Origin of the sequence: Acetobacter sp. DmW_125128, assembly GCF_008704325.1 — a bacterium.
GTDB classification, from domain to species: Bacteria; Pseudomonadota; Alphaproteobacteria; order Acetobacterales; family Acetobacteraceae; genus Acetobacter; species Acetobacter oryzifermentans.
This window is the reverse complement of sequence record NZ_VHOP01000020.1, coordinates 39,819-58,814: the sequence shown is the minus strand read 5'-3', so window position 1 is coordinate 58,814 and position 18,996 is coordinate 39,819. Positions and strand designations below refer to the sequence as shown.

Sequence of the window (18,996 nt, the reverse complement as noted above, 5' to 3'; positions counted from 1 at the left end):
CAATGAGAGGTTTTTTGTTACGTCAGTTTCGATATCACAAAGAAGTGTAGCTTAAGCTAAGCAAACAAATATTTTCTACATTCCATTGTTTATAAATAACTTTCTTGAAATTTCACGAATAAAATCTAACATTTTTTATCATTTTCTTAATCTTTACTCATTATTATGTTCCTTTCGACATGCATAAAATGCATGATTGATACGCGCTAAAGAGAAGCTCTGAACGAAATATTGTTTGTTTCTTTTTGAAACACGTATAGGTTTAGTGATAACAAAAAATGCAACCATAGAGTGCATTTTGATTCTCTGAACCATAATGAGGTTCCACCATGCGTATTTTGCTTTTAGAAAATAATTGCACCTCCAGCCGGGCCATATTTTCGGCATTAACAAAAGCCTCTTTTTCGGTGGATATGGTTCAGTGTGATCAGGAAGTTATAGAATTACTCAGAAACTATGATTATGGCCTTGCCATTCTTCACCTGCAACACCCTGATATTCATGGGTATGACATTCTCAGCACGTTACGATCTTTAAAACTCACAACACCTGTTATCGTTATCTCACCAGTTAATAATCCTGAGGTGAAAACCAAAGCTTTTACCGTGGGCGCTGACGATTATCTAACAGATCCTTTTGATTCAACTGAACTTACAGCGCGCATTCAAGCCATTTTACGGCGGGTTCACGGCTATGCTCACCCCATTGTCCACATTGGCAACCTTACAGTTAACTTCAACAGTCATGCCGTAACGGTCAACAACCAGCCTGTTCACCTTACCGGAAAAGAATTTGCCATTCTTGAACTCCTTGTATTGCGCAAAGGCATTGCTCAAACCAAAGAAACCTTCCTCAATCATCTTTATGGAGGACGGGATGAACCGGATATAAAAATTATAGATGTTTTTATCTGCAAACTTCGCAAAAAACTTCAGACTGCAGGTGTAGGAAATCTTATTTCTACGGTATGGGGCAAAGGTTATATTCTGAATGACCCACAAGCACCTAAAGCGTGTGTATCTATGCCTACACTCAGCAAACCCATGGAACAATCTCAATCAGTATCTTCCCGGCATGCTTCCCACCCTCAGCATGTTGCGGAGAACAGTGCCTAAATTACCAAAATATATTTGAATTATAATGTATTTTGGTAATTTATAAGAATAAAAGACGCTCGATTGTTGCTGTGCAAAATGAAGCATGGTTGTTCAAACATGCCCCAAATTTTGACATGCACATTCTAGGGAAAAGAATTTTCAAAAACTCCTTTCCCTATAGTGTATTTTATGCAGGAACACGCACCTGCTCAAGCACATCGCACATCTGATCAACAACCTCATCAACCAGATTTGCGTCTTCTGCTTCTGCCATCACTCGTACCAAAGGTTCTGTACCGCTTTTACGCAGCACCAAACGCCCTCGGCCAGCTAATTTGCGCTCTACATCAGCCTGACGACTTTTTACTTCATCAACATCAAGCGGGCAGACACCTTTGTATCGAACGTTTTTTAGCTTTTGGGGAAACGGTTGAAACAACCGGCAAACTTCACTAGCTGGGCGACCATCCTGCACAAGCACCGCCAGAATCTGCAAAGCGGCAATCAGCCCATCTCCTGTTGTTGCAAAATCTGTCAGCACCATATGGCCAGACTGTTCACCGCCTATATTAGCTTGCCGTTCCAACATGCGTTCTACAACGTAGCGATCCCCCACTGCCGTACGTTCCAGATTTAAGCCCAGATTTTCAAGAAACCGTTCCAGCCCCATATTGGACATAACGGTTGCCACAACAGCCTTGCCTACCAAGCGCCCTTCACGCGCCCAAGACTGGGCAATAAGAGCGAGAATCTGGTCACCATCAATCAGGCGGCCAGTTTCATCTGCAATCAGCACACGGTCTGCATCTCCATCCAGGGCAATACCCAAATCCGCCTTATGTTTTACAACTGCGGCGCATAGGGCTTCAGGATGTGTTGAACCACATTTTTCATTAATGTTTACGCCGTTAGGTTCACAACCTATCCGGATAACTTCTGCGCCCAGCTCCCACAATGCGGTTGGCGCAACCCGATAGGCAGAGCCATTGGCACAATCAATAACAATCTTCATGCCATCCAGCCGCAATTTACGCGGGAAGGATGCTTTGGCACTTTCTATATACCGACCAGCAGCATCATTCAGCCGAGAAGCTCGGCCAATATGTTCAGGCGTTGCCAGATATGCGGTAAGATCTTTTTCCATCAGGGCTTCAATTTCGCTTTCATCCTGATCAGAAAGCTTAAAGCCATCTGGGCCAAACAGTTTGATGCCGTTATCCCCAAAAGGATTATGAGAGGCAGAAATCATAACACCCAGATCTGCTCTAAGAGAGCGCGTGAGCATGGCAATCGCAGGGGTTGGGAGCGGACCAACCAGCGTGACATCCATGCCAGCAGACAAAAAGCCCGAAACCATGGCGCTTTCGATCATATATCCAGAAAGCCGCGTATCCTTCCCCAACAGAACGCTATGCCGGTGATCCCCCCGCTTAAAATGCAACCCCGCAGCTTGCCCCAGCTTTTGGGCAATTTCCACCGTCATCGGTGCAACGTTAGCAGTGCCACGAATACCGTCTGTTCCGAAAAAACGCTTCATTCTGCTCATTCCATTCTGTCCGCCTCAGACAGAAAAAGCCCATCCTGCATAAAGAACGGAACTGCCTTCTTGCGGTTTTCTTTTATTTCCTAAAACGGTTTCAGGCTGGAAGAAACCTTGTTCAGCCCGGAAACTTACTTTTTTAGCTCTGATATATTTCTCGCCATACGTTTACAGCCTGCATCATGCCTTTAACATCATGCACGCGCAAAACCGTGCTACCCAAAGCCATAGCAGGAAAAGATGCCGCCTGCGTTCCGGCATCACGCAAATGTGGCGTAGTTTCTCCCGTAAGGTTTCCAATCATCCGCTTGCGGGACACACCAAATACAACCCGGCAGCCCAAATTGGTCAGAAGCAGAATATGCCGCAATAATTGCTTATTCTGTTCAAAGTTTTTTGCAAAACCAAACCCCGGATCTACCATAATCCGATGTCGTGCAATGCCTCCTTTCACGGCAACCTCAATCCGTTGTGCGAGTTCACGCACCACGTCTATACTCACATCTTCGTACACGGCATGTTCTGCCATGGTTTGAGGTGTGCCGCGCATATGCATCAGCACAACACCACAATCTTGTACAGCCAGAAGCGGCAAAGCTGCCGCATCATGCACAAGAGCTGTCACATCATTGATAATATGCGCCCCAGCCGCCAAAGCTTGCTGCATGACATAACTATTCCGCGTATCTACAGAAACAGCCACGCTTGGCAATTCTGCCTTTAAAGCCACAAGAACCGGGCCAATACGCTTCCATTCTTCTACTGGTGTAACTGTCGCTGAACCGGGCCGTGTACTTTCTCCCCCTATGTCCAGCACGGTTGCGCCAGCGCGCACCATTTCATGCGCTTTTAAAATTGCCTCATCAGCGCTTGCCAGTTTACCGCCATCGCTAAAGCTATCTGGCGTGATATTCAGGATACCCATAATCTGAAGACCTGCTGGTAATCCAACTGATGGTACAGAACGTGTTATCCGCTCAAGTTCCAGCGCCCATTCCTGCGGTACTTTCTGCACAGGCATCAAGCCGATTGTCTGGTATCCCTCTATCAAACGCACATACGTAAATGCCACAGGACCACCGCATAAAGGTAAAGCATCACCCTGCTTGATAGCTGCTTGCGCTATGTTGCCATAGACAAGCCCCAAAGGTTCAACCAGCCGTACATACGTCATCTTATCTGCCTATCCCAAACAAAAAGAGGCGGCATTTCTGCCGCCTCTTTCCACTCTACATCTTTATTAGAAAGTTAGCTTGGCTGAGGCACAGGAGCTGGGCCCCCGTTTTCATTTTGCGGTTTATCCAAACCCTGCGCATCTGACCCACCAACCTGAGGCACAGAAGAACGCCTGTTAACTGGCCCGCTTTCTTCCTCTTCCTTACGTTCGATAGGCTGCCCCCGCATGATCTGACGAATTTCTTCACCGCTGAGGGTTTCATATTCCAGCAGGGCTTCTGCCAGACGGCGCAGTTCATCAATATGATCATGCAGATAGTTCCGAGCCTGCACATAGGCTTCATCTACAAGCCGGCGAACTTCCTCATCAATCTCACGGGCTGTTTCCTCCGAGAAGTTGCGAGAGGCCCCGGCAAAGAAACCACCATTCTGATCATCATCTGCGTAGGCAATCATGCCCAGCTTGTCACTCATCCCCCATTCGGTCACCATGCTGCGGGCCACGCGGGTTGCCATTTTAATGTCACCCATTGCGCCGTTGCAGACGTTATCCTTACCGTAGATAACTTCCTCCGCAACACGGCCACCCATAGCCACTACAAGATGCGCAAATGCGTTTTTCTTGCTCATGGACAGGCGATCATCTTCTGGCAGACGCATCACCATACCCAGCGCACGACCACGCGGGATAATGGTTGCCTTATGAATGGGCTCACTTTCCGGAACCAGAACAGCCGTAATAGCATGCCCTGCCTCATGGTAAGCTGTGCGCCGCTTTTCATCATCGCTCATAACAAGGGAGCGACGTTCAACACCCATCAGCACCTTGTCTTTGGCATCTTCAAACTCACGCATGGAAACAGTGCGACGCCCCAGACGTGCAGCAGATAGCGCGGCTTCGTTTACCAGATTGGCAAGATCAGCACCGGAGAAACCAGGGGTACCACGTGCAATAATGCGTGGATCCACATCGGATGCCAGTGGCACTTTGCGCATATGCACACGCAGAATTTTCTCACGGCCAGACACATCAGGGTTTGGCACTACAACCTGACGGTCGAAACGACCGGGGCGCAGCAATGCCGGGTCAAGCACATCCGGACGGTTGGTGGCGGCAATCAGGATCACACCTTCATTGCTTTCAAAACCATCCATCTCAACCAGCATCTGGTTCAGTGTCTGCTCGCGTTCATCATTGCCGCCACCCATACCTGCACCACGATGGCGACCAACGGCATCAATTTCATCAATGAAGATAATGCAAGGAGCTGATTTTTTACCCTGTTCGAACATGTCACGCACACGGGATGCACCAACACCTACGAACATTTCCACAAAGTCGGAACCAGAGATGGTAAAGAACGGTACATTGGCTTCACCTGCAATGGCGCGGGCCAACAGGGTTTTACCAGTGCCCGGCGGCCCCACAAGCAGCACGCCTTTGGGAATTTTACCGCCCAAGCGCGTAAACTTCTGTGGGTCTTTCAGAAAATCCACGATTTCCTGAAGTTCCCCTTTAGCTTCATCAATCCCGGCTACATCATCAAACGTGACGCGACCATGCTTTTCTGTCAGCATTTTGGCGCGGGATTTACCAAAGCCCATGGCCCGGCCACCAGCGCCCTGCATCTGCCGCATCATAAACAGCCATGCAGCCACCAGCAGAATAATGGGCAAGGAATTCAGGAAGTAACGCAGCAGCGGGCTACCTTCCTGCTCCAGCGGCTTGGCCACAACTTCCACCCCTTTGCCCACCATGCGGGTGACAAGGGAAGGATCAAGCGGCGCATAGGTTTCAAAAGCCGTGCCATCAGTCAGCGTGCCGGAAATATTGTGATTTTGCATCACAACAGACCGAACATGCCCTGTATCCACATCAGCAATGAAGTCCGAATACGCCAGTTGCTGTGCAGCGTGCTGCGTGCTCCCCGGCTGGAACATGTTCACAAGCAACAGCAGCAGCAGGATAATGCTGACCCACAGCGCCAGATTGCGGCCTAAATTGTTCATCTTGCCCGTATATCCATACCTAGTGCGAGAATGCCGGAAGAGTCTTTATCTGACCGGCTGCCGCAGAAAAAAGCAACCTCTCCCTTTATTAAATGGGAGGCCACCTGCGTATTCCTAGTCTGCGAGCCGCACATATTTTAAGAATCTTGTGCAACTGCACCATACACGCTGCTGCTGGTAACCGAAACCATAGGGCGAAAAATGAACTCTGCCCCATGCAAATCGGGCTCATCTTCCACTACCCAGCCCAAATGCGGTACAGCAACGCGTTTGCCTGCACGCCACAATGCAGGAAGCACAGCACAAAACTTTGCTTGCTGCCCATTACGCATTTTGCGCGCCAGCCCATACCCTGCCGCTGCAACCATCAGCCCTTCTTTCTGAACTGATGTAGGAAGGCGCAACACAAACCGGTTGTCCCATACTGTGCCATTTTCTGCCTGCACGGCAGAAGCCATTGCAGCTTCTTCACGTAGCAGAGCCCATTGCTGTTCATGCCGGATCAGCCTCGTTCCAGCTAACGTGGCTTCTGCTGCCATATCTTTCAAGCGCGCCACAGCAGATTGAGAGGGCGGATATTCAGCCCCACCAATACTGCGGATAAGAGCCGCAAGCACATCAACATCTGGCAACTCCGGCCCCAGAATGGCCCATCCTTCTGGTCGCATCACAATATGCTGCGCAAGCTGCGCGGTACGTTCACGTTCCCTGCACATCCGAAATTGGCCGGATTGCATGCCGAGTTGCCAGAAATGCGCACGTTGATCGTTTTTTTGCAGCAAGTAGCGCAAACGCACACGCTCAGCGCGCTGATCTTGATTGGAGGGATCATCCACCCATTCAACATGCGCTTGCCGTAAAGTATTTCGCAGTGCCTGCCGAGAAAACCCAAGCATGGGACGAATAAGACGAATATCCGGCCGCACAGTTATCCAACCCATACCGGCCAATCCTTCTGGCCCACTGCTGGAGTTTTGACGCATCCAGACTGTTTCAGCCAGATCATCCGCCTGATGTCCTAGCAAAAGATCTGTGCATCCATGTTCCTGGCAAGCAGCTATCAGACGCGCATAACGGGCCTCTCTGGCTCTGTGCGCCATGGCCGAGCCTTTTTTGAGATCTGTAAGCACTAACAACTGCGCTGGAATATTCATTGCCTGTAGGCGGGCAAGGGTCTGATGCGCTTCCAACCCAGATTCAGGCCGCAAACCGTGATCCACAACCAAAGCCAGCAGGTTTTTCCGCCAAAAAGAGGCCAACCACGCAAGACATAAGCTATCGCCGCCGCCAGAAACAGCCATAGCAACCGGAGGACAATCGGATTGATCAGGAAAAAACGGCCCTAACTGGGCCATACATTGCGCAAAACAAACCGGAGAAACGGGCTGATCGGAAAAAACATCACGCCCAAAAAATACAGGAGCAGACACTTTTCCCGATACCACGCTAACCGTTATTCGCAGCCGCCTCGTTTGGCATAGACTTCTGCTGCGTGTGCAACACGTGTGGAAGGTGTGGGGAATTCTGTTTTCAGCTTGGAAAGCGCTTCACACGATGCCTTTTTATCCCCCAATGCCAGAAGGGAAGCCGAAACGCCTAGCAACGCATCTGGGGCACGCCCACTTTTGGGGGCCTGCCGGTAAGCATCATAATATGCCACGGCAGACTGACGATACTGCTTTTGGCCAGCCAAGGACTGTGCCAGCAGAAATTGTGCATCTACCTTAAAAGCACCTTTGGCATTCTTAAGCGCTGATTCAGCATCAGACTGCGCTTCTGCATAATCTTTTTTCTGCAAAGCGGCCTTCCCGCTGGCAAGCAATCCATCTGGCGTGGTGGGCTTTGCAGTTTCCTTGGCTGTTGCATCTGTTGAAGCTGCGGCAGCCGTAGAAGCACCTGCGCCGCCAGCACTTGCCTGAGCTGCAAACTGATTATCTGCTATCTGCTTGGAAAGGGCCGCTGTTTTCTGTTGCAGTTCATTGGTCAGCTGGTCAATTTCACCACGCATATCGCGCTGCTGCTGCTCTAACGTGCTCACCCGGTCCAGCAACTGGGCAATCAGATCATTCGTGCCTGCGTTTGCAGTATCCCGCGCCCATGCAACTGGCACGCACACACTGCTTATTGCGGTTGCCATTGCCAACGCCACAAGCCCTGTGCGGACATGCCGCGATGCTTTGAAGCAGATTTTCATCAGGTTCTTACCCTTCCACAACATATAGGCAGAAACATCATACCACTTTGTTCTGCAAGACAAGTGCTTACAATACAAAACAGGCCGGGCTTTAACACCCGGCCTGTTTCTGCTCTGTCAGCTTTCAGAAAATTCTGAAATCTTATTTAACAGAGGTAATGGCGTTACGGTTCTGAGCCCATGCATCTTCATCATCACCCAGAGCGGTCGGACGATCTTTACCGTAGGAAATGGTGGAAATACGGGAAGAAGCTACGCCCTTGGCAACCAGGTAATCACGCGCTGCATTGGCGCGGCGCTGGCCCAGAGCAATGTTGTATTCTTCGGTGCCGCGGTCATCGCAATTACCGGCAACTTCAACATTAACCTGCGGGTATTTTGCCAGCCAGTCAGCCTGCTTCTGCAGGGTGTCCTTGGCATCATCGCGCAGGCCGCTTTTGTTCAGGTCGTAGAAAACGCGGTCACCCACGTTTGCAACCAGATCAGCTTCACTGCCGGGAACGGGGCCGCTGATGGTAGGCTGCGTGGTAGCAGCACCATTGGAGGCACCAGTGTTTGCGTTATCGTGGGCGCAGGCTGACAGCAGGGCAACCATACCAAGCGCGGCAACTACTTTTAGTCTCATGTGTCGGATCCTGAGAATTGGTTCCTTGCGGAACTATTCGGGAGAAAAGAGTTTTAACCTTGTATCTCCGCGTCTTCTTCTGCTCCTCTCCGAACCCTTCGAAGAGCCGACGAATTTTGGAGACCAACTTGCCCTAAGCCATAGCTTATTCTGTGGGTCAAGTTGCATCTCTGTATCTCATACCAGCCATACACTGAGTGAGACGAAAAAGACACACTTCTGCTTATTGGTCTTATACGCCTTTATTGCGGCCAAATTATGGACAGCAAAAACCCCACATCACATTTTTGTGATGTGGGGTTTTCTTCACAAACAGCCGTTTTTTAGCCGTTTAATGGAGACCATGCCGGATCTGACGCCGCTTCTGGCGTGGGCAGAACGCGGTCATTAAAGCCCGTAATATCCACCATTCCAATGGTAGAACTAAAGCCCGCACCACCTGCACCTGCGCGGCTCTGGCGGCAATATGCCAGCACGCGCCCATTGGGGCAGAAGCTTGGGCTTTCCACCGTAAAGCCCTGCGTCATGATTCGCTCACCAGTGCCATCCGGCGCCATAACACCAAGCGAGAACATACCCCCGGCAATACGGGTAAACGCAATCAGATCCCCACGCGGAGACCACACTGGAGACCCATACGTGCCCTGACCGTAAGAAATACGGCGTGCACCACCACCGGAAGCCGACATGATATAAATCTGCGGGCTGCCACCACGATCCGAGTTGAATACGATCTGTGATCCATCCGGGCTAAAGCACGGGCTGGTATCAATAGCCCCAGAAGACGTGATCTGACGGCGCGAGCCAGAGGCCAGATCCACAACATACAGATCAGACCCGCCATTACGGGTGACTGACAGCACAACAGAACGCCCATCTGGTGAGAAACGTGGCGCGAAGGAAATACCTTCAAATTCACCCAGAATCTGCTGACGGCCACTGGTCAAATCAAACAGATAAACCCGAGGGCGGTTGTTAGCATAGGACATGAAGGCAATCTGATCCTTCACCGGGCTAAAGCGCGGTGTCAGGGTCAGCCACTTGCCAGTTGTCAGCATCCGAGCGTTTGCACCGTCCTGATCCATAACGGCCAGACGCGTACGCTGGTGCCCACGTGGGCCAGAACGGGAAATAAAGGCGATCCGGGTATCAAAATACCCTTTTTCACCTAACATTCGCTGGTAAATAACATCGCCAACAATATGGGCAATTCGCCGCCAGTTGGCAGCAGAGGTGGTATAAGCCGTGCCTTGAATCTGCTGATGGCTCAACACATCCCACAAGCGCATTTCCACCCGCACAGAGGAACCACCACCAGAAACGGAACCCGTTACCTGCGCGTGTGCGCCCATGCTTTTGGAAGTCGCAAAATCTGGCGTGCCAGATGTTGTGCTGCCCGGCATAACCTTGAACAAACCTGTATTGTTCAGATCATTCGTCAGCACTTCGGCAATTTTCTCGCCCAAGCCACCGCCAAAATTGGGGATGATGATGGGAATAGGCGCTGTGCGGGCCTGATCAACGGTAATTTCAGCTTCTGGGGCGCTGGCAGCCGCAAATGCGCCAACAGGCATGGCCATAATACCGCCAGCAGCCACACTGGCCCCCAGCAGGCTGCGTCGGCGCAGCGCGCCAACCAGCACATCGGCTTCCTGATCGGAAATAAAGGGGCGGGTACTCATCACCATGTGTTTTTCTCCCTAAGGCCTGCTCAAGGCCTGAATACAAACTTCAGTTGCCGTGGCTGCCCCAGCAGTTCCTTGGGAATTGGCAGCTTGGCACATGTTGGGCTTAGAACAGCGGCCCGAGCTCTTTCAGCCAGCGCACGATACGAAGAATCCGCATTCATACGGGCCTGTGTTTCTGGCGCAAACTGCACAATGCGGGCTTCACCCGTTCCATCTACCGTAACCACCAAATGCGCCACAAAACTGGCATAATCTTTGGCGGCAGTATCCTCTGTGTAGCAGCGCCTTACCGCAGCCCCGATAGCTTTTTGCTGGCCAGCACTCAGGCTGCCCGTAATGTTACTACCCACGGGGGAACCACCACCTTTGGGCGAACCGCCAGCAACCGGATTAGCGCGTGCCTTGGGTGCATGCGTCTGCTTCTGATCCGACCGAAACGTATCCAACGTTTCCAGCAGGGAATGAGACTCTGCCTGGCTCTTCTTCGCCTTGTTCGGCTGCGTGATATGAGACGGAACCGCTGCATCCGGCAGGGTATCCGTGGGCTGCGTAATGGGCGAAGGTGGCGCCACACTATTCGTCGGCTGCACCGGAGAAGGTGGAAACGGCGGTGTTTTCACGACCTCAGGAGATGGCTCTTCCGCCTTGGGGGGCAGAGGCACATCTGGCAGCTTTTCAGATTCCGGCACGGGCGGCGGCGGAACAGGCTGTGGCGGCGGAGGTGGCGGCGGGGCCTCCTCATTCGGCACATCCTTCGGAGGCTCTGGCGTTGGCGGAGCTTCCTTTTCTTCCGGCGCAGGCGGTTTGGGTTCAGCCGCAGCCGTTTCTGCCTTGGCGGCAGGGCCGCCTTCCTGTGCATCCGACTGCTCGAACTGCATTTCAATCGTAGGCTGTGGGGGCTCTTCCGGCGGCTTGGGCGGCGGAAGAGTGATCAGCAGCGCCAGCAGAAGCGCGACATGCGCGCCCCCTGACAGATAAAGCGATCGCCGGAGTATAATCTGATCAGACCGGCGTGGCCTTGCCATGGGCATTGTTCGTACCTCTCCACCCTATCGGATGGCTTAATGCCCACTGCTGGCAGGTTGCTGCGCCAGCAGAGCCACATGCGTAAAGCCGCCTTCCGTAATCTGCCCCATAACCTGCATGACCTGCCCGTAATCAATATGGGCATCCCCACGTACAAAAATACGGTGGGATGGATCATTGTTGGAGGCAGCCTTCAACTGGGCCACAAGCTGATCTGCCGTAACGGGGTTGTCCCCCAGATACAGCGTGCCATCAGACTTGATGGAAACGGTAATGGGCTTGCTGTCTGAATTAACCGGGCGCGCATCTGTTTTGGGCAGATCAACATTCACACCGCTGGTCATCATTGGAGATGTCACCATAAAGATGATCAGCAGCACCAACATCACGTCCACCATGGGAGTGACGTTAATTTCGGCCATCGGACGCCTGCGGCGGCGTCCGCTTCCTCCCGACGGCATTGCCATATCTCAGGTCCTCTCTTCGGACTGGCGAGAAAGAATGGCAGCAAACTCGGTACCAAAACCTTCCAGACGATCCTGGAAAAGATCCATGCTGTTGCTGATGACGTTATACGCCACATAAGCTGGAATAGCCGTTAACAGGCCAATAGCCGTTGCAAACAGGGCTTCGGAAATGCCGGGGGCCACAACGCTGAGGTTTGTATTGTGTTCAGCCGCAATGGAGCTGAAGGAATGCATAATCCCCCATACCGTGCCAAACAGACCAACAAACGGCGCAACAGGTGCAACCGTTGCCAGAAAAATTACCCAGCGGCGCAGGCGGTCCATTTCACGCGTGATGGTAATACCAATAGCGCGGTCAACACGCTCCTTAACGCCACCACGCACCAGATCCACACCGGGAATGCGGGCTGAGCGCCGCCATTCCCCCATAGCTGCGCCAAATACGGCAGACATTGGGTTGGTGGGCTTGGCGCCATCACTTTCATACAGATCATCAAGGCTACCACCAGACCAGAAGCGATCTTCAAACCCTGTGGCTTCACGATTGATGCGACGCAACGTGACAAACTTGTCCAAAATAATTGCCCATACCATCACGCTGCAAATCAGCAGCCCAAGCATGACAATTTTGACAACAAGCGAGGCGTGCATGAACAACGCCCATACTGACAAATCTCCCGCCGCATTTACGCCGAGATTTGCCGCATCAACCGCACGATCCAATAAAGCCTCCTGCCTCTGCACCCCTTACGGGCGATCTGTCTCCGACTCGGTCGAGACACATGCTTTGCCCGACGCTCCTGCTTCTTACTTGGTTCCTCAAAAAAGCAGAAGAGGCGCTTTCATCCCTTTGATGCCAATTTCTGCAACAAATCACGCCATAACGGCGGAAATCGGGCAGGACGGCCATCTGATACCTTCACGCAGGCCAGACCAACTTCAACCTGAGCGCATATATCATCACCACGCGTGCAAAGCTGATCCAGCCGGCAACTGGCCGCTCTCAAGTCAATCAAACGAGTGGTAACTGTTACAATATCATCCAGTTTTAAGGGCATTTTGTAGGCAAGGCGGGCATCACGCACTACAAAAACAAGCCCATATTCTTCCTGCAAACTGGATGCCGGCATACCCAAGCTCCGAATCGCTTCGGTGCGCGCACGTTCTGCAAACGCAAGATACCGTGCATGGTAAACAATGCCGCCCGCATCTGTATCTTCGTAATAGATTCTGAAATCTATGGAGTGGGTGGTCATTCTTCCCCCTCATCCTCGCCTGCAAGAAAATCCATTTGCTGGTTGCCCCCCGTAGCCGAAGCCGGAGGAGTAAGCCCCAGATGCCGCCAGCCGCGTTCACCAAGAACACGACCGCGGGTGGTACGCAGAACCAGACCTTCCTGGATCAGGTAAGGTTCAATGACATCTTCCAATGTATCGCGCGATTCGGCCAGAGCTGCCGCCAGCGTTTCCACCCCGACAGGGCCACCATGATGATATTCGGCAATCCGGCGCAGATAGCGCCTATCCATGGCATCCAGCCCAAGTGCATCAACCTCTAGCCGCTTGAGAGCCGCATCCGCCACTTCCGTTTCCACAGGCACCCCGACAGGCACGGTTACAGATGCAAAATCCCGCACTCGGCGCAGCAACCGTCCGGCAATACGTGGCGTACCGCGTGAACGACGGGCAATTTCCATTGCACCACCTTGCGTAAGGGCAAAATCCAGCTTTTCTGCCCCTCGTGCCACAATTTTACACAGTTCTTCCGGCGTATAAAAAACCAGCCGAAGGGGAATACCAAACCTGTCCCGCAATGGCGTGGCCAAAAGGCCTGCGCGCGTGGTAGCTGCCACAAGCGTAAAGGGCGGCAGATCAATACGGACAGACCGCGCAGCCGGGCCCTCACCAATAATCAGATCAAGCTGGAAATCTTCCATCGCAGGATAGAGAATTTCCTCAATCGCGGGCTGAAGGCGATGGATTTCATCAATAAACAGCACATCGCGGGGCTGTAGGTTGGTAAGAATTGCTGCCAGATCACCCGCACGCTGGATAACGGGGCCAGATGTGGCCCGAAAACCCACCCCTAGTTCGCGCGCAACAATCTGGGCCAAGGTTGTTTTACCCAACCCCGGCGGCCCATGCAGCAGAACATGATCTAAGGCATCACCACGCTGTTTGGCGGCCTTGATAAAGATGGAAAGATTTTCCCGACTAGCCTTCTGGCCTGTAAAATCATGCAGAGTTTGCGGGCGAAGTGTGGATTCGCCAACATCTTCCTCCCGCCGTGCTGCATCAATTTCCCGATCAGGCGTAAACTCCGCACTCATCGGGCAAGATCTTTCAGGCTGTCACGAATCACCAGATCCAGTGTGGCGGCAGCCCCGTGCGTATCCATCACTTTCCGCACCACAGGCGCCGCTTCTGCCCGACGGAAACCCAAGCCTGCCAGCGCCATAAGAGCATCTGCTTCTATGCTACCCGCAGGGGTTGCCATGGCCGGAATAGTAATACCACCGCTCCCACCACCAGGCATTTTACCAGCTTTATCACGCAGTTCTGTCAGAATCCGCTCTGCCAACCGACCACCCACACCGGGGGCACGCGTAAGGCTGGCTTTATCGGATGTCATCAACGCGGCCACCAACTCTCCCGGTGAAAGGGTGGACAAGATACCAAGAGCAACCTTTGCCCCCACCCCTTGTACACTTGTAAGCAACCGGAACCATTCACGCTCTGCGCTTTCCATAAAACCGTACAGAAGAATAGCATCTTCGCGCACAACGGTTTCTATCAGAAGCCGTGCTTTTTCTGGAGGATTGGGTAAGGCGGCCAAAGTGCGTGTAGATGCAGCAACAAGATAGCCAACACCGTTTACGTCTATAACGCAGCTCCCCAGATCAACTTGAATGACCAATCCGCATAAAAACGCAATCATGCCATTCTTACCCCGGCTGCAATATGACGTGCACTGGCACGATGATGCGCATGGCAGATAGCAACCGCCAGTGCATCCGAAGCATCTGCACGGACAATTTCTGCTCCGGGCAAAAGCCGCCGCACCATCATTTCTACCTGTTTTTTATCTGCTGATCCGGTACCAACAACCGATTTTTTAACAGAAAGTGCGCCGTATTCCGCCACACTTACCCCTACCAATGCGGGCACCAACAACGCCACGCCACGCGCATAACCCAGCTTAAGGGTGGCCGAACCATTACGGTTTACATAAGTTTCTTCAACCGCTGCTTCTGCAGGTTCCAACCTGTTTATCAGCATCAGCAGGTTGTCATGCAGCACCTTTAAACGGTCTGGCACGCTATCGGCACTATTGGTTGCAATAATGCCATTTTCAACATGCCGGAGCCGATTGCCCTCGACATCAATCACGCCCCACCCCGTAAATCGCAGGCCGGGATCAATGCCGAGCAGACGTACCATTATACTCTAGGCCGAAAGTTTTTCGGCCAGATCATCCGGCAGGTCAAAATTGGCGTACACATTCTGTACGTCATCATGATCTTCAAGCGTATCCAGTAGTTTGAACAGGCTACGCGCTTTATCTTCATCCAGCGTTACAGTGTTTTCCGGGCGCCAATCTAGCTTGGCGCTTTCTGGCTCACCAAAGCGCGCTTCCAGCGCATCCTTCACCGCAAAGAAGGATTCTACTTCACACGTCACTTCATGCGATGTTTCTGTAGAAACAACATTTTCTGCGCCAGCCTCAATAGCTGCTTCCAGCATTTCATCTTCAGAAGCTACAGACGCCGGATACGCAATCACACCCAACCGGCGGAACATGAAGGAAACGGAATTGCTTTCCCCCATAGACCCGCCGTGTTTGGAGAAAGCAGCGCGCACATCAGATGCCGTACGATTGCGATTGTCGGTTAGGCCTTCAACAATAATCGCCACACCGGCAGGGCCGTACCCTTCGTAGCGCACTTCCACATAGTCATCACTACCTGCGGCACCAGATGCCTTTTTAATGGCGCGTTCGATCGTGTCTTTAGGCATATTGACTTCACGCGCAGCTGAAATAGCTGCACGCAAGCGCGGGTTTGCTGCTGGATCAGGCAAGCCTGAACGCGTTGCCACCGTAAGTTCCCGAATAACCTTACCAAACTGCTTAGAGCGTTTTGCATCCTGCGCACCTTTACGGTGCATAATGTTCTTAAACTGGGAATGACCAGCCATCTTCCTTACCTTGTCGTCTGCAACAGTGCCGGGCGGGCTTTAGACAAGCCGCCCGTGACAATGCTTGTATTTCTGGCCCGAACCACATGGGCAGGGCGCGTTACGAGGTGTCTCACCCCAGCTTGAAGGATCATCCGGCATAATGGCGCTACCACCGATAGGCGTAGCCATTTCCGGCGATGCACCGGGTGAAAGACCAGGCCCCGGTTCCGAGGCGTATCCCTGCACTTCCGGATCAGCATGGATTTCTGCCGTATCGGCAAACGGATCAACAGCCGCTGGCGGAGGCGTTACTTCCACCCGCGCCATCAGCCCAACCACACGCTGGCGCATTTCTTCCAACATGAATGTAAATAGCTGGAAAGCTTCGTGCTTATATTCGTTCAGCGGATCTTTCTGGCCATAAGCACGCAAGCCAATGCCCTGCCGCAACTGATCCAGCGCATGCAGATGCTCTTTCCACACCGCATCATATGTTGTCAGCAAGATCTGCTTTTCAATAAAGCGCATTAAGTCTGGGCCGATATTGGCGGCTCGGGCAGCTTGCGCCTGTGTGGCTGCTTGGCTGATCCGATCCGCCACAGCCTCGGCGTCCATGCCGTCTTCCTTGGCCCAAGCTGCTATCGGCAGATCCAGACCGAAGATTTTTTGCACATCTTCCGTCAGGCCAGCCACATCCCATTGTTCCGCAAAGGATTTTTCTGGGATACGGCGCGCTACCATCGCATCAATAACATCTTCCTGCGCTTCCGTCACAATGGAAGATACATCCTCAGTCGCCATAAACTCACGGCGCTGGGCATACACTTCCTTGCGCTGATCATTCATCACGTCATCATATTTGAGCGTGTTCTTGCGCATATCGAAGTTGCGGGCTTCGACTTTTCTTTGTGCCCGTTCCAGCGCCTTGCTCAACCATGGATGAACAATGGCCTCGCCTTCCTTCATGCCCATTTTCTGGAACATTCCGCTCATGCGGTCTGAACCGAAAATACGCATCAGGTCATCCTGAAGCGAGATAAAGAATTTGGAATTACCGGGATCACCCTGACGGCCAGCTCGACCGCGTAGCTGGTTATCAATACGCCGGCTTTCATGCCGTTCCGTGCCAACAACGTACAGGCCACCAGCCTGCTGCACGATATCATGATCTCGCGCAACGCGATCACGGATTTCTTTTTCAGCCGCATCACGCTCTGGGGAATCTTCCATTTCTCCCAAGGTTTGGGAGATCAGCATTTCCACATTGCCGCCGAGCTTAATATCCGTGCCGCGGCCAGCCATGTTGGTGGCAATGGTAATGGCACCCGGCGCACCTGCCTGCGCCACAATCTTGGCTTCCATCTCATGGAAACGGGCGTTCAACACGTGATGTGGGATAGCTTCGCTTTTCAGCAGATCTGAGAGCGCTTCACTTTTTTCAATAGACGTGGTGCCGACCAAAATCGGCTGGCCACGTTCATGCACATCCCGAATGAGTTTAACAACAGCAGCAAACTTTTCCTGCTCTGTCAGATAAATCTCGTCGTCTTCATCCTTACGCGCAACCGGACGGTTGGTGGGAATAGCCACCACATCCAGATTGTAGATTTCTGCAAACTCATCCGCCTCTGTCATGGCGGTGCCGGTCATGCCGGAAAGCTTGGGATAAAGGCGGAAATAATTCTGGAAGGTAATGGAAGCCAGCGTCTGATTTTCCTGCTGAACCTCCACGTGTTCCTTGGCTTCCAGCGCCTGATGCAGGCCGTCGGAATACCGGCGGCCTTCCATCATACGGCCAGTGAATTCGTCAATAATCACCACTTTGCCATCCCGCACGATGTAATCCACATCCCGCGAGAATAACGTATGCGCGCGCAAAGACTGCTGAACATGATGCACCACAGCTACGTGCTGCAAATCGTAAAGGCCGCCTTCATCCAGCACACCTGCCTGACGCAGCAGATTTTCCACATGGTCAGAACCTGCATCCGTCAGAATAACAGTGCGGAACTTTTCATCTTTTTCAAAGGTAGTGGGGTCCTGCACAAGCTGGGCGACCACGGCATCTACTGCGCGATATAGATCTGAACTGTCTTCCGCCGGCCCGGAAATAATCAGGGGGGTACGGGCTTCATCAATCAGAATCGAATCCACTTCGTCCACAATGGCGTGGTAGAAGGGACGCTGCACCATTTCGCCCAACTGGTACTTCATATTATCACGTAGATAATCGAAGCCGAATTCGTTGTTTGTGCCGTAGGTAATATCAGACGCATAAGCTTGGCGGCGCGCATCATCGGGCATATTGGGCACAATCACGCCCGTTGTTAGGCCCAGAAAACTGTAAAGCCGCCCCATCTCTGCCGCGTCACGCGCGGCAAGATAGTCGTTCACAGTCACAACATGCACGCCCTTGCCCGCTAGCGCGCTGAGATACACAGCCAGCGTGGCCACCAGGGTTTTACCTTCCCCGGTGCGCATTTCTGCAATTCGGCCAGAATGAAGCACCATGCCGCCAATCAACTGCACGTCAAAATGCCGCATCCCCAACACCCTGCGCGAGGCCTCACGGCACACAGCAAAGGCTTCGGGCAGCAGATCATCCAGACTTTCGCCTTTGGCGATCCGATCTCGGAATTCCTGCGTTTTGCCGGAAAGGGCGGTATCATCCAGCGCCTGTACCTGTGGTTCAAGCGCGTTGATCTCCGGCACCCGGCGTTGAAATATCTTAAGCGTCCGGTCGTTGGCGGTGCCGAACAGGGCGCGGACAAAGCGTGAAAGCATGAACACCTTTCCGGAACAATGCGGCCCCTTACCCCTGCACTACCCCAAATGGTAATGCAGCAAGGGACACTGGCATGGCTGGCTTGCCGTGCAAAATAGGACCGGGGCGGGTTGCGGTCAACCAACCGTACCGGTGGAAGCAGGATTGAAACAGGGGTTGCCGGGTGGAAAGCCCTCCTTCATACAGGATAAATAGGTTTTAATGGCTTTA

17 protein-coding genes are annotated in these 18,996 nt (G+C 52.4%); 1 reads left to right on the top strand and 16 read right to left on the bottom strand.

Annotated elements, in window-relative coordinates; translation table 11 throughout:
• The first annotated feature begins 329 nt into the window (after positions 1 to 329).
• Positions 330 to 1,115, top strand: coding sequence for a response regulator transcription factor (locus FKW19_RS08530; protein WP_006115633.1), 786 nt, complete (start codon positions 330 to 332; stop codon positions 1,113 to 1,115).
• Between the two features lie 169 nt (positions 1,116 to 1,284).
• Here FKW19_RS08530 and glmM read toward each other — a convergent pair whose 3' ends face one another.
• The 16 genes from glmM to secA form a co-directional block, all read right to left on the bottom strand.
• Positions 1,285 to 2,643 carry a phosphoglucosamine mutase gene (gene glmM, locus FKW19_RS08525; protein WP_006115634.1) on the bottom strand — a complete coding sequence of 453 codons (1,359 nt, stop codon included), beginning with the start codon at positions 2,641 to 2,643 and terminating at the stop codon, positions 1,285 to 1,287.
• A 133-nt stretch (positions 2,644 to 2,776) separates the two neighbouring features.
• Complete coding sequence (folP, locus tag FKW19_RS08520; protein ID WP_006115635.1) at positions 2,777 to 3,811, bottom strand: dihydropteroate synthase; 1,035 nt, start codon at positions 3,809 to 3,811, stop codon at positions 2,777 to 2,779.
• Between the two features lie 74 nt (positions 3,812 to 3,885).
• Complete coding sequence (gene ftsH / locus FKW19_RS08515; protein ID WP_089179806.1) at positions 3,886 to 5,823, bottom strand: ATP-dependent zinc metalloprotease FtsH; 1,938 nt, start codon at positions 5,821 to 5,823, stop codon at positions 3,886 to 3,888.
• A 137-nt stretch (positions 5,824 to 5,960) separates the two neighbouring features.
• Positions 5,961 to 7,268, bottom strand: coding sequence for a tRNA lysidine(34) synthetase TilS (gene tilS / locus FKW19_RS08510; RefSeq protein WP_089179807.1), 1,308 nt, complete (start codon positions 7,266 to 7,268; stop codon positions 5,961 to 5,963).
• 8 nt (positions 7,269 to 7,276) lie between these two features.
• Positions 7,277 to 8,041, bottom strand: a complete 765-nt coding sequence (locus FKW19_RS08505; RefSeq protein WP_039891593.1) for a tol-pal system YbgF family protein — start codon at positions 8,039 to 8,041, stop codon at positions 7,277 to 7,279.
• Between the two features lie 118 nt (positions 8,042 to 8,159).
• Positions 8,160 to 8,642, bottom strand: a complete 483-nt coding sequence (gene pal, locus FKW19_RS08500) for a peptidoglycan-associated lipoprotein Pal (RefSeq protein WP_006115640.1) — start codon at positions 8,640 to 8,642, stop codon at positions 8,160 to 8,162.
• A 323-nt stretch (positions 8,643 to 8,965) separates the two neighbouring features.
• The gene (gene tolB / locus FKW19_RS08495; protein WP_089179808.1) at positions 8,966 to 10,330 is read right to left on the bottom strand and encodes a Tol-Pal system beta propeller repeat protein TolB; all 1,365 of its coding nucleotides are present in this window, start codon (positions 10,328 to 10,330) and stop codon (positions 8,966 to 8,968) included.
• A 23-nt stretch (positions 10,331 to 10,353) separates the two neighbouring features.
• Positions 10,354 to 11,361: an energy transducer TonB gene (locus tag FKW19_RS08490; RefSeq protein ID WP_089179809.1), complete on the bottom strand. Its 1,008-nt coding sequence runs from the start codon at positions 11,359 to 11,361 to the stop codon at positions 10,354 to 10,356.
• A 30-nt stretch (positions 11,362 to 11,391) separates the two neighbouring features.
• Positions 11,392 to 11,823, bottom strand: a complete 432-nt coding sequence (gene tolR / locus FKW19_RS08485; RefSeq protein ID WP_006115643.1) for a protein TolR — start codon at positions 11,821 to 11,823, stop codon at positions 11,392 to 11,394.
• A 3-nt stretch (positions 11,824 to 11,826) separates the two neighbouring features.
• Positions 11,827 to 12,567, bottom strand: coding sequence for a protein TolQ (tolQ, locus tag FKW19_RS08480; RefSeq protein WP_006115644.1), 741 nt, complete (start codon positions 12,565 to 12,567; stop codon positions 11,827 to 11,829).
• A gap of 98 nt (positions 12,568 to 12,665) precedes the next feature.
• Positions 12,666 to 13,079, bottom strand: a complete 414-nt coding sequence (gene ybgC / locus FKW19_RS08475) for a tol-pal system-associated acyl-CoA thioesterase (RefSeq protein ID WP_006115645.1) — start codon at positions 13,077 to 13,079, stop codon at positions 12,666 to 12,668.
• On the bottom strand, positions 13,076 to 14,152 hold the full coding sequence (gene ruvB / locus FKW19_RS08470) for a Holliday junction branch migration DNA helicase RuvB (protein ID WP_006115646.1): 1,077 nt from the start codon (positions 14,150 to 14,152) through the stop codon (positions 13,076 to 13,078). Before ruvB ends, ybgC begins: the two co-directional genes overlap by 4 nt.
• On the bottom strand, positions 14,149 to 14,760 hold the full coding sequence (gene ruvA, locus FKW19_RS08465; RefSeq protein ID WP_063354778.1) for a Holliday junction branch migration protein RuvA: 612 nt from the start codon (positions 14,758 to 14,760) through the stop codon (positions 14,149 to 14,151). The genes ruvB and ruvA overlap by 4 nt, the downstream gene beginning before the upstream one ends.
• Complete coding sequence (gene ruvC, locus FKW19_RS08460; RefSeq protein ID WP_006115648.1) at positions 14,757 to 15,263, bottom strand: crossover junction endodeoxyribonuclease RuvC; 507 nt, start codon at positions 15,261 to 15,263, stop codon at positions 14,757 to 14,759. Before ruvC ends, ruvA begins: the two co-directional genes overlap by 4 nt.
• Positions 15,264 to 15,269: 6 nt before the next feature.
• On the bottom strand, positions 15,270 to 16,019 hold the full coding sequence (locus FKW19_RS08455) for a YebC/PmpR family DNA-binding transcriptional regulator (RefSeq protein ID WP_006115649.1): 750 nt from the start codon (positions 16,017 to 16,019) through the stop codon (positions 15,270 to 15,272).
• Positions 16,020 to 16,058: 39 nt separating this feature from the next.
• On the bottom strand, positions 16,059 to 18,785 hold the full coding sequence (gene secA / locus FKW19_RS08450) for a preprotein translocase subunit SecA (RefSeq protein WP_089179810.1): 2,727 nt from the start codon (positions 18,783 to 18,785) through the stop codon (positions 16,059 to 16,061).
• Between the last annotated feature and the right edge of the window lie 211 nt (positions 18,786 to 18,996).

Excerpts from the sequence above, each read along its gene's own strand:
- FKW19_RS08490 (WP_089179809.1), bottom strand. The coding sequence starts at position 11,361 with ATGCCCATGGCAAGGCCACGCCGGTCTGATCAGATTATACTCCGGCGA.
- glmM (WP_006115634.1), bottom strand. The coding sequence starts at position 2,643 with ATGAGCAGAATGAAGCGTTTTTTCGGAACAGACGGTATTCGTGGCACT.
- FKW19_RS08505 (WP_039891593.1), bottom strand. The coding sequence starts at position 8,041 with ATGTTGTGGAAGGGTAAGAACCTGATGAAAATCTGCTTCAAAGCATCG.
- pal (WP_006115640.1), bottom strand. The coding sequence starts at position 8,642 with ATGAGACTAAAAGTAGTTGCCGCGCTTGGTATGGTTGCCCTGCTGTCA.
- ruvB (WP_006115646.1), bottom strand. The coding sequence starts at position 14,152 with ATGAGTGCGGAGTTTACGCCTGATCGGGAAATTGATGCAGCACGGCGG.
- ftsH (WP_089179806.1), bottom strand. The coding sequence starts at position 5,823 with ATGAACAATTTAGGCCGCAATCTGGCGCTGTGGGTCAGCATTATCCTG.
- FKW19_RS08530 (WP_006115633.1), top strand. The coding sequence starts at position 330 with ATGCGTATTTTGCTTTTAGAAAATAATTGCACCTCCAGCCGGGCCATA.
- FKW19_RS08455 (WP_006115649.1), bottom strand. The coding sequence starts at position 16,019 with ATGGCTGGTCATTCCCAGTTTAAGAACATTATGCACCGTAAAGGTGCG.
- ruvA (WP_063354778.1), bottom strand. The coding sequence starts at position 14,760 with ATGATTGCGTTTTTATGCGGATTGGTCATTCAAGTTGATCTGGGGAGC.
- tolR (WP_006115643.1), bottom strand. The coding sequence starts at position 11,823 with ATGGCAATGCCGTCGGGAGGAAGCGGACGCCGCCGCAGGCGTCCGATG.
- tolB (WP_089179808.1), bottom strand. The coding sequence starts at position 10,330 with ATGGTGATGAGTACCCGCCCCTTTATTTCCGATCAGGAAGCCGATGTG.
- secA (WP_089179810.1), bottom strand. The coding sequence starts at position 18,785 with ATGCTTTCACGCTTTGTCCGCGCCCTGTTCGGCACCGCCAACGACCGG.
- folP (WP_006115635.1), bottom strand. The coding sequence starts at position 3,811 with ATGACGTATGTACGGCTGGTTGAACCTTTGGGGCTTGTCTATGGCAAC.
- ybgC (WP_006115645.1), bottom strand. The coding sequence starts at position 13,079 with ATGACCACCCACTCCATAGATTTCAGAATCTATTACGAAGATACAGAT.
- ruvC (WP_006115648.1), bottom strand. The coding sequence starts at position 15,263 with ATGGTACGTCTGCTCGGCATTGATCCCGGCCTGCGATTTACGGGGTGG.